Origin of the sequence: uncultured Comamonas sp. (genome assembly GCF_964277875.1) — a bacterium.
Lineage (GTDB): Bacteria > Pseudomonadota > Gammaproteobacteria > Burkholderiales > Burkholderiaceae_C > Comamonas > Comamonas sediminis.
The window spans coordinates 1-9,879 of the sequence record NZ_CAXYJV010000017.1 but is presented as its reverse complement, the minus strand read 5'-3'; the positions used below and the strand labels follow the sequence as shown (position 1 = coordinate 9,879).

The 9,879-nt window shown below is 63.0% G+C and carries 9 protein-coding genes and 2 riboswitches; of the genes, 1 reads left to right on the top strand and 8 read right to left on the bottom strand.

Annotation, left to right across the window (positions count from 1 at the left end; all coding sequences use genetic code 11):
• The 8 genes from gcvPA to ACHWUQ_RS06990 all read right to left on the bottom strand — a co-directional run.
• Window positions 1-1,590: aminomethyl-transferring glycine dehydrogenase subunit GcvPA (gene gcvPA, locus ACHWUQ_RS07025; RefSeq protein ID WP_394680709.1), on the bottom strand; the 1,590-nt coding region annotated here is incomplete at its 3' end.
• Window positions 1,591-1,755: 165 nt separating this feature from the next.
• Complete coding sequence (gene gcvH, locus ACHWUQ_RS07020; RefSeq protein ID WP_239811658.1) at window positions 1,756-2,130, bottom strand: glycine cleavage system protein GcvH; 375 nt, start codon at window positions 2,128-2,130, stop codon at window positions 1,756-1,758.
• A 70-nt stretch (window positions 2,131-2,200) separates the two neighbouring features.
• Window positions 2,201-3,334, bottom strand: coding sequence for a glycine cleavage system aminomethyltransferase GcvT (gcvT, locus tag ACHWUQ_RS07015; protein WP_394680708.1), 1,134 nt, complete (start codon window positions 3,332-3,334; stop codon window positions 2,201-2,203).
• 51 nt (window positions 3,335-3,385) lie between these two features.
• A riboswitch (glycine riboswitch) is annotated at window positions 3,386-3,497 on the bottom strand.
• A 17-nt stretch (window positions 3,498-3,514) separates the two neighbouring features.
• Window positions 3,515-3,634, bottom strand: a riboswitch (glycine riboswitch).
• A 102-nt stretch (window positions 3,635-3,736) separates the two neighbouring features.
• Complete coding sequence (locus tag ACHWUQ_RS07010) at window positions 3,737-5,011, bottom strand: TRAP transporter large permease (protein ID WP_313330157.1); 1,275 nt, start codon at window positions 5,009-5,011, stop codon at window positions 3,737-3,739.
• Window positions 5,008-5,502: a TRAP transporter small permease gene (locus ACHWUQ_RS07005; RefSeq protein ID WP_239811661.1), complete on the bottom strand. Its 495-nt coding sequence runs from the start codon at window positions 5,500-5,502 to the stop codon at window positions 5,008-5,010. Before ACHWUQ_RS07005 ends, ACHWUQ_RS07010 begins: the two co-directional genes overlap by 4 nt.
• A gap of 160 nt (window positions 5,503-5,662) precedes the next feature.
• Complete coding sequence (locus tag ACHWUQ_RS07000) at window positions 5,663-6,640, bottom strand: TRAP transporter substrate-binding protein (RefSeq protein ID WP_369458644.1); 978 nt, start codon at window positions 6,638-6,640, stop codon at window positions 5,663-5,665.
• Window positions 6,641-6,950: 310 nt separating this feature from the next.
• On the bottom strand, window positions 6,951-7,706 hold the full coding sequence (locus ACHWUQ_RS06995; RefSeq protein ID WP_394680707.1) for an NDP-sugar synthase: 756 nt from the start codon (window positions 7,704-7,706) through the stop codon (window positions 6,951-6,953).
• Between the two features lie 48 nt (window positions 7,707-7,754).
• On the bottom strand, window positions 7,755-8,879 hold the full coding sequence (locus ACHWUQ_RS06990; protein ID WP_239811664.1) for a sterol desaturase family protein: 1,125 nt from the start codon (window positions 8,877-8,879) through the stop codon (window positions 7,755-7,757).
• A gap of 383 nt (window positions 8,880-9,262) precedes the next feature.
• Between ACHWUQ_RS06990 and ACHWUQ_RS06985 the strand changes: the two genes are divergently transcribed.
• The gene (locus ACHWUQ_RS06985; protein WP_043341700.1) at window positions 9,263-9,724 is read left to right on the top strand and encodes an Lrp/AsnC family transcriptional regulator; all 462 of its coding nucleotides are present in this window, start codon (window positions 9,263-9,265) and stop codon (window positions 9,722-9,724) included.
• Window positions 9,725-9,879 lie beyond the last annotated feature (155 nt).

Below are 9,879 nucleotides of genomic sequence, written 5' to 3'. Positions count from 1 at the left end.
GCCCTGTACCCAGATCTGGCCTTGCACATCGGCCACCAGGCGCATGCGCAAGGCCAGATCTGGGTACAGGGCCAGGTCCTTGTCCGACAGGCTGCGGATGTAGCGCAGCATCGCGGTTTCGGAATGGTGGGTGTTGAAGACCGGGTGGGTCAGGTAGGCGCTGCTGCGCTGCAGGCCTTCGGGAATCAGCGAGGTGCTGCCTTCGTCCATGGCCTCGATGTTGGGCAGTGCCTGGCCGGGTTGGGCGAAGATGCGCCACAGCAGCTCCACATCGGCGCGGCTGGAGGTTTCGTCCAGGCTGATGCACAGGTATTCGTCCCAGGCCTTGCGCAGGTTGACGCCCTGGTCCAGCGCACGGGCCAGGATGGCGTCGGTGGCGTCCTTGGTGTGCAGCGACAAGGTATCGAAAGCGCTGTCATGGTGGCGGGCCGCGAAGCCCAGCTGCGTCAGGCCACGGCTGAGAATGGCGGTGAGGCGCGCCACGCGCTGGGCAATGCGCTTGAGGCCGGCCGGGCCATGGTAGACCGCGTACATGCTGGCAATGACGGCCGGCAGCACCTGGGCGGTGCAGATGTTGGAGGTGGCTTTTTCGCGGCGGATGTGCTGCTCGCGCGTCTGCAGTGCCAGACGGTAGGCCGGGTTGCCATGCACATCGACGCTGACGCCGACCAGGCGGCCTGGCAGGGAGCGCTTGTAGTCATCGCGGCAGGCCATGAAGGCGGCGTGCGGGCCGCCAGCGCCCATCGGCATGCCAAAGCGCTGGCTGTTGCCGACGACAATGTCAGCACCCCATTCGCCGGGGGGCGTGAGCAGGGTCAGCGCCAGCAGATCGGTCGCCACAATCGCGGCAGCCTGCTTGGCATGAATCGCATCGACGTCGGCCTTCCAGTCGACAATCCAGCCGCTCGAAGCCGGGTACTGGATAACGGCGGCAAACAGTTCACCCGCCAGCGCAGATTCCCATGCGTCCTTGCTGTTGGCCACCAGCACCTCCAGGCCCAGCGGCTGGGCGCGGGTCTGGATGACTTCAATGGTCTGGGGATGGAGATCGCCTGCCAGCACAATGCGGTTGCTCTTGGACTTGACCGAGCGCTTGGCCAGGGTCATGGCCTCGGCGGCGGCCGTGGCTTCGTCCAGCATCGAAGCGTTGGCGATGGGCATGCCGGTCAGGTCGCAGACCATGGTCTGGAAGTTGACCAGCGCCTCCATGCGGCCTTGCGAGATTTCGGCCTGGTAAGGCGTGTAGGCGGTGTACCAGGCGGGGTTCTCGAGGATGTTGCGCAGAATCACGCCGGGCGTGAGGGTGCCGTAGTAGCCCTGGCCGATGAAGCTCTTGAGCACCTGGTTCTTGCTGGCCAGGGCCTTGAGCTCGGCCAGCGCAGCCGCCTCGGTCACCGGCTCGGGCAGGTCCATCGGCTTGCTGCGCACGATGGAGGCGGGCAGCACCTTGTCGATCAGCGCATCGAGCGAGGGCAGGTCCAGGGCTGCCAGCATCCGGGCCTCATCGGCGGGGTCCGGTCCAATGTGGCGGGCGATGAATTCACTGGCGTTTTCCAGCGCGGCAAGGGGCTCTTTGGAGGGCATCAGCATGGTCCGGATCGGTGTAAATGGAGGGGTTGGGGCTGGCGCGGTATCAAAGAGCGCTGGCAGCGGGGAAAAGCTAAAAAGGGGAGGAGGCCGGAGCCTCCTGGGCCTGAAAATCCTGCTGATGGCCTGCAAACTCTTCCGTGGCAGGCCAGCAGCAGGGCCGGGCCATCAGGCGTTGGCGGCGAAGTCGTTGTAGGCGGTTTCGTCCAGCAGTGCGTCAAGCTGGGCCACATCGCTGAGCTTGACCTTGAAGAACCAGCCGGCGTTGAGCGGGTCGGAGTTGGCCAGCGACGGGTCGTTGCGCAATGCTTCGTTGACTTCGACGATCTCGCCGGTTACAGGCATGAAGACATCAGCGGCCGCCTTGACAGACTCCACCACACCGGCGACATCGCCCTGGTTGAACGTGGCGCCCACTTCAGGCAGATCGACAAACACCACGTCGCCCAGCGCGTCTTGCGCGTGGACGGTGATGCCGACGATGGCAGCATTGGTGTCGGCGCTGTTGATCCATTCGTGGTCGCGGGAGAACTTGATCGTCATAGGAATACTCCAGTTTTGTAGGCGTGAATTGTGCTCAGGCGGGTGCGGACAGCCGCACCCAGCAGCTACTTTAGCCGCGGAAATAGCGCGGAGGGACAAAAGGCATGGCCACCACCTCGACAGGCACTGCTTTGCCGCGCACCATCGCATGCAGCTGCGTGCCGATGGCCGCCAGCGCTGGCTCGACATAGGCCATCGCAATGGGCTTGTCGATGGTTGGGGCCAGCAGGCCGCTGGTGGTCACGCCGACGACCTGGCCATCGAGGTTGCGGATCTCGACCTGCTCGCGCACCGGAATGCGCTCTTGCGCCACCAGGCCAACCCGCTTGCGGGTCAGGGTGGCGGGATTGTCGATCTGCGCGAGCACCTTGTGGGCACCGGGAAAACCGCCTGCGCGCGCGCCGCCGGTGCGGCGCACCTTCTGAATGGCCCAGTTCAGGCCGGCTTCGGGTGGGGTGGTGGCGGCATCGAGATCGCTGCCGTAGAGGCACAGACCGGCTTCCAGGCGCAGCGAGTTGCGCGCGCCCAGGCCAATGGGCTGCACTTCGGGCTGGGCCAGCAGCTTGCGTGCCAGCGCCTCGGCCTCGTGGCCGGCCACCGAAATCTCGAAGCCGTCTTCGCCGGTATAGCCGCTGCGGGTGATGAAGCAGGCGATGCCGTCAACATCAAAATCGCCGCCGGTCATGAACACCAGCTTGTCGACACCAGGCGCCAGGCGGGCCAGCGCGGTAGCGGCCTGGGGGCCTTGCAATGCCAGCAGGCCCTGGTCAGGCAGCGGCAGCACCTGGCAGCGCTGGCCGATGCGTTCGCGGATCAGCGCAATATCGGCCACCTTGCAGGCGCCATTGACGATGACGAACAGCTCCTGCTCCGAGACGCGGAAGAACATCAGGTCATCGACAATGCCGCCGTCGTCATTGAGCAGCAGGCCGTAGCGCTGCTTGCCAATGGCCAGGTCGACCACATCGACGGGCACCAGGGTTTCAAAGGCGGCTGCGGCGTCGGGGCCGACCAGGCGCAGCTGGCCCATGTGGGAGACATCAAAGAGGCCCGCTGCCGTGCGGGTGTGCTTGTGTTCGGCCATCAGGCCCTGCGGGTACTGCACGGGCATTGAATAGCCGGCAAAGGGCACCATGCGGGCGCCGAGCGCGATGTGCAGCGCGTTCAAAGGGGTGGACAGCAGGGCGGATGCGTTGGCGGACATGGACTCTCCAGGGCAAATATCAAGGCATGCAGCCGTTGCCGGTTGCATGCTGTTTGCCCTGCTGTCCGCTTTACCTGAGAGATTCACCCGCCGCTGTGAGGCCTGGGGGCTTGCTCCTTCGGTGGATGGCGTCCAGGCGCCACCTCTCTCCAGCTGGGAACGCCGGCAGGCCTAAGCTGCGCGGCGGGGCCAGTCCTTTTGCCTGAGCGTTCAGCAGCTGCATCTGCAGTAGCCTGCGCCTTCGGCGGCCGCGCTGCGCGTTGGGGTACAACGGGGGCGACTCTCTCCTGACTGCGGCGATTTTAGCGGCAACTGGCCGCTTGCGCCCGCAAAAGGGTTGGCCAACACGCAAAAAAGCCACCGGCGGGCGGTGGCTCAGCGATGCAAACGGGGAAAACCGGGTCAGCGGTAGACCAGATCCCGCAGCCCCAGCGATATACCCGGCACATAGGTGATCACCATCAGGCACAGCAAGATCACCCCGACAAAGGGCAGCAGGTGTTTGATGATCTGGTCCAGCGATATGCGGGCCACCGTGCAGGCGGCAAACAGGTTGACGCCAAACGGCGGTGTGATCATGCCCAGCGCCAGGTTCACCACCATGATCAGCCCGAAATGCACCGGGTCGATGCCAAAGTGCATCGCCACCGGCGCCAGGATCGGGGCCAGCACGATGATCGCCGCGCTGGTCTCGATGAACATGCCGATGATGAACAGCGCCGCGTTCACGCCCAGCAGGAACATGGCCGGGCTCTGCAGCACCTGTTCCAGCCAGTGGCCGATGGCATCGGGCACACCGGCGCGGGTGATCAGGAACGCGAACAGACCCGCATTGGCAATGATGAACATGATGATCGACGAGGAGATCGCCGATTTGCGGAGAATCGCATACAGGTCCCGGATCCGGATCTCGCGGTAGATCAGCATGCCCACGATCAGTGCATAGAACACGGCCACGGCCGAGGCCTCGGTCGGGGTGAACACACCGCCGTAAATGCCGCCCAGGATGATCACCGGCATCAACAGTGCCCAGCCTGCCTGCAGGAAGGCCTTGCCAAAGCCCAGCCGGCCTTCGCCATCGTTCTTGCCCCAGCCCTTGTACTTGCAATAGGCCCAGACAAAGAACATCAATGCCCCGCTGATCAACAGCCCGGGGCCAAAGCCGGCAATGAACAGCTCACCAATCGACACCTCGGCGCTGACGCCATAGAGAATCATCGGAATCGACGGCGGAATGATGACCCCCAGCTCGGCGCTGGTCGCTTGCAGCGCGGCCGCATAGCTCTTGGGGTAGCCATGCTTGATCAGCGCCGGAATCAAGATGGCGCCAATCGCAAAGGTGGTGGCCACCGAGGAGCCGGAGACGGCGGCAAAGATCATGCAGGTCAGCACGCAGGTCATCGGCAGGCCGCCCTGGACGCCGCCCACAATGCTCTTGGCAAACTCGACCAGGCGGCGCGAGATGCCACCGGTCTCCATCAGGTTGCCGGCCAGAATGAAAAACGGAATGGCCGCGAGCGGAAATTTGTTGATCGCACCAAACATCTCCTTGACCGAGATGAGCATGTTGGCATTGCTGGCCTGGATGCCCAGGACCGACGCCAGGCCGATGGAAACGGCGACAGAGACGGTGAGCGCAAAGCACAGCACCATCGTGGAAAGCATCACGGCGGTCATTGCGCGTTCTCCAGTTCGGTGTTTTGGGGTTCGAGCAGGTTGCCGATGACGCCAAACACCGCAAACAGTGCACCCACGGGGACGGCCAGGTAGGCCCAGAACATGGACAGCGATTCCAGCCCGGCCATCGTCTGCACGCCGCCACGGCGGGCATAGTCCCAGCCCCACCAGATCAGCACGGCCAGCAGCGCCAGCGTGGCGATGCAGACAAAGCCGCTGAGCAGGCGGCGCATCGCCGGCGGTGCCCAGCGCTTGAGTACATCGACGCTGACCATCGCGCCTTGGCGGAAGGCCATCGGAATCGCGAGGAACACCATCCAGATCAGGCTGAAGCGGATCAGTACCTCCGTCCATTCGGCGGGCTCTTCGAGCACAAAACGGGTGATGATCTGGAACATGCCCAGTGTGGATGCGATGGCCAGCATCAGGCAGGCGCCGGCCATGGCGATGCCTGATGTCCAGCGCTCAAAAGCAAGAAAAGCGTTTTTCATGGTGACAGGGGTGGGCAGGCGCATGCAAAGCCGCCTGGCGCCACCGTCCTTGCGCGGGTTGACACAGCAACTGCTGGCGCCGGGTGGGCGTCAGCAGTGAGGCGGGAGGCGAGGGGGGGGCTGCGATGGAAAGCTGCAGGCAGCTTTCCGGGTGCAGCGCTTATTGGAAGTTGCGGATGCGGTCGAGGTTGGCCTTGCCGAACTGCTTCTCGAAGTCGGCATTGGTCTTCGTCAAGGTCGCTACAAACTTGGCCTTGTCGACGTTCTCCACCACCTGCATGCCCTTGGCGCGCAGCTCGGCCACGCCATTGGTGTCATCCAGGTCCACACGGGCGCGGTTGGCCTTGGTGGCGGCCTGGGCGGCCTGCACAAACGCGGTCTTGTCGTCAGCGCTGAGCTTGTCGTACGCGGCCTTGTTCATCACCAGAATGCAGGGCGAGTAGACGTGGCCGGTGAGGCTCAGGTGTTTTTGCACCTGGTCAAACTTGGCCGAGGTGATGACGGGCAGTGGGTTCTCCTGGCCATCGACCGTGCCCTGCTGCAGTGCGGTGAACACCTCGGGGAAGGCCATCGGCGTGGTGATGATGCCCAGGGCCTTGTAGGCCTGGATGTGCACCGGGTTCTCCATCGTGCGCATCTTCAGGCCCTTGGTGTCATCGGGGCTGTTGATCGCGCGCTTGGAATTGGTCATGTGGCGGAAGCCGTTCTCCGCCCAGGCCAGTGCCTTGAAGCCCTTGCTGTCGAACTTGGCCAGCAGTTCGTTGCCGATGGGCCCATCGAGCACCGCACGCGCATGGGCCTTGTCGCGGAACAGAAAGGGCACATCGAGGATCTTGGTCTCGGGCACAAAGTTGGGCACCGGGCCGCTGGAGCTGAAGGCCAGCTCCTGCGTGCCCAATTGCACTGCTTCGATCGATTCGCGCTCGCCGCCCAGCGCGCCGTTGTAGAAAGTCTGGATCTTGTAGCGGCCGCCGGTGCGCTGCTCAACCTCTTTGGCAAAGGTGTCAATGGCCACGCCCTGGTGCGAGTTCTGGGCCACGGAGATGCTGATGCGCATCGTCGTCTGCGCCAACACGGGGCCTGCGGCCACCAGGCCCATTGCCAACCCCATACCCCAGGCCAATTTTTTCATCTGCATGACTTGTCTCCCCGGCTGTGCCGAATGGTTTTATAGGCGCCTGCGGATGCCCGCTTGCGCCTTGCATTGTGGGCAAGCCGGGGTGATTCGGTATTGGGGTTTTTATGATGTCGGACGTTCAGGCCTTGCCCTTCTTGGTGGATTTATATCTAAGTGATTGATAAATAAATCATGTTGGCGAGTAAGATCATTCGCCAATGTCGCCGCCTCTGTCACCGTGTCGACAGAGTAGTGGGCTGGCTGCAATCCCCACCTCTCTGCCAGGGCGTGGCGTCAGGGCCGGCCTGGGCCCTGGTGCTGCTCCTGCGGCTCAGGGGTTGAGCATTTGCAGGCGCTCCACCGTGCCGACATCTACCCAGTGGCCGTCATAGCGGCTGGCGCTGCAGCGGCCAGCCTGCATTGCCGCACGCAGTTGCTGCACCAGCGGCATCTTCGTGCCCTGCGGATTGCCAGCTGGAATATCGCAGTAGGGCGCGCGGAACAAGTCCCTTTTGAGCAGCGCGACCGAGCAGTAGGTCAGGCGCGGGCGCGGGTCGTCCGCAGCCGGGTTCTCGGCCCGGCCTTCGGCCGTCAGTACAAAGTCTCCCCGGGGGTGGTGCGGTGCATTGGGCACCAGCCAGAGATGGGCCAGGTCATCGCTCTGTGCAAAGCGCTGGCGCAGGGCTTCATCAAACGGGAAGCCGGGGATGAAGACATCGCCTGAGACCAGCCAGAAGGCATCGTCCAGCGCCGGCAGCGCGCGGCTGATGCCGCCGCTGGTCTCGATGCCACCGCCAAAATCCAGGTCCTCGCGGGAATAGGCAATCTGCAGCTGCTCGCTGCCCAGCTGGGCCAGGGCGGGCGCTGCCGGCCAGGCATCGGCGACCTGTTGGCCCAGCCAGCCGGTATTGATGAGCAGGCGCTGCACGCCAGCGTGGGCGAGCTGCTCCATGCTGTACTGCATCAGCGGCTTGCCCTGCACGGGGAGCAGGGGCTTGGGCGTATGGTCGGTCAGCGGGCGCATGCGCTCGCCCCGGCCGGCGGCCAGCACCATCGCCTGGGCGCGAAAATCAGAAGGAAGTGACATGGTTGATCAAAGCGATAGAGCCGGGCATCCCGGCGGCACAAGCGGCGCTCAGCCTTTCCAGGTGAAGGGAAACTTCAGCTGCTTGAAAAAGCCATTGGGCACATAGTCACCGAGCACGCCATAGTTGGTGGGCCAGAGCTTGTCGCTTTTGACGGCGGTGCCAAACAGGTAGTCCAGAAATGCAAAATGCGCGGCGTAGTTCTTGTCGAGCGCCTCGGCATCCTGGCTGTGGTGCCAGTGGTGGAAATTGGGCGTGACGATGACATAGCGCAACGGGCCCAGGCGCACGCTGACGTTGGCGTGGTTGAAGACCGCCTGGAAGCCGACGATGATGATATAGGCATCGATCACTTCCTTGCTGAATCCCAGCACGTAGATCGGAGCGAGCACCAGGGTGCGGGTGATCAGCAGCTCCAGAATGTGCTGGCGCGAGCCGGCCAGCCAGTCCATGCTCTTGACGCTGTGGTGCACCGCGTGGATGCGCCACAGCAACGGCACTTCATGGTAGGCGCGGTGCGTCCAGTACTGCACCAGATCGGCCACCAGGATGATCAGGAACAGCGCGACCCAGAAGTTCAGGTTGGCCACCCAGCCCCGGATGCCGTCATTGGCCGCCCAGCCGAAGAACTGGTGCACCATCAGGTTGGTGGCCAGCAGCACAAAGCCCACCACCATGTGGTTGACCAGAAAGTGGTGGAAATCGGTTTGCCATTCGGGGCGGAAGACGGGCTGGTCCTTGCGCAACGCAAACAGCTTCTCGATAAAGATGAAAATCAGCGCGCTGCCCAGCAGATCGAGGATGAACCAATCCAGACCGATATAGGGCGTATCGGTGGCGAAGCTGCCGACGGGCACCTTGTGGCCACCGAGCAGCGCCGACAGCAGCACCAGGCCAAAGGCGGATGCCGCCAGCCAGCGCACCCGGCCGAGCACCATCAGGGCCACGGACAGGCCGCCTGCGATCACCATGCTCCAAAACAGCAGCTGGCGCATGACATCGACGTTGTAGCTGCGGCGCAGCTCGGGCGTGGTCAGGTACTGCGGAAAATGAAAAGCCAGCACGCCCAAAAAGCACAGGGCGGCCAGGATCAGTGCAATGACGCCGGCCACCATGCCTTTACCAGCACGCAGGGCGCCATGGCTTTCAGACAGTTCGTTGAGTCGCTTAAACATAGCTGCTTATTGACCATTCGCACGCGCTGATTTCCCAACTCTTCAACGCATGGCGGGCGGTCTGTTGTCGTTGTTCCAGGGCGCCACTATGCCATGGCGCAGGTCCAGGGCATGCACAGGAGCGGAGGCACAAATGCAATAGTTTTGTTACATAAAGAGGGAGGCGGCGGCGCAATGCAACAGCCCCCATGGCAGCGGTAACCGCCTGGGGGCTGATGGAGAGAGGGGCTGCCGGTAAGCAGGCTCTGCCAGAAAGAGGCTTCGGTAAAAGTGTTTCGATGCAGAAAGTATGCGGGTTTGCATCGCAAAAAATATTTTGTTTTTCTGTTATTAACCCATTAATATAGAAAAATATTCCATATTTAACACTCTGGCAGAAAATCATGCTTCTTGACACGCTAGACCGCAAAATTCTGCGCCAGCTGCAACACAACAGCCGCGCCAGCCTGCAGGAGATTGGCCAGGCAGTGGGCCTGAGCGCGTCACCGTGCTGGGGCCGCATCAAGAAGATGGAAGAGGCCGGGGTCATCCAGGGCTATTCGGTGCGGCTGTCGCCGCAGGCGCTGGGGCTGGGCGATACGGTGCTGGTGATGGTCACGCTCGACAGCCACAGCGACAACACGCTGGAGAAATTTGGGGAGTTGCTGGCCACTATTCCGGAGGTGGTGGAGGCGCATCTGGTCTCCGGCGAGTACGATTACCTGCTGCGCGTTGTCGTCAAGGACACCCGCGACTATGAGCGCCTGCTGCGCGAGAAGCTCTACAAGATCAAAGGCATACGCCACAGCCAGTCGAGCTTTGTGCTGCGCACCCTCAAGCATGCGGATTTGCCGCTGGGTGTGTAGCAAGCCCCCGGCGCCCCCATCCCCACAGTGACCCGTCCTAAATTAGGTTGACAGTTTGGACGGTTGAACATACCGGAGCAATCCGGCCAATGATGCCCGGTGCACTGCATCGGGCGTTTGCATTTTCAGCGATGTGTGCAGCCTCTCGCTGTTGT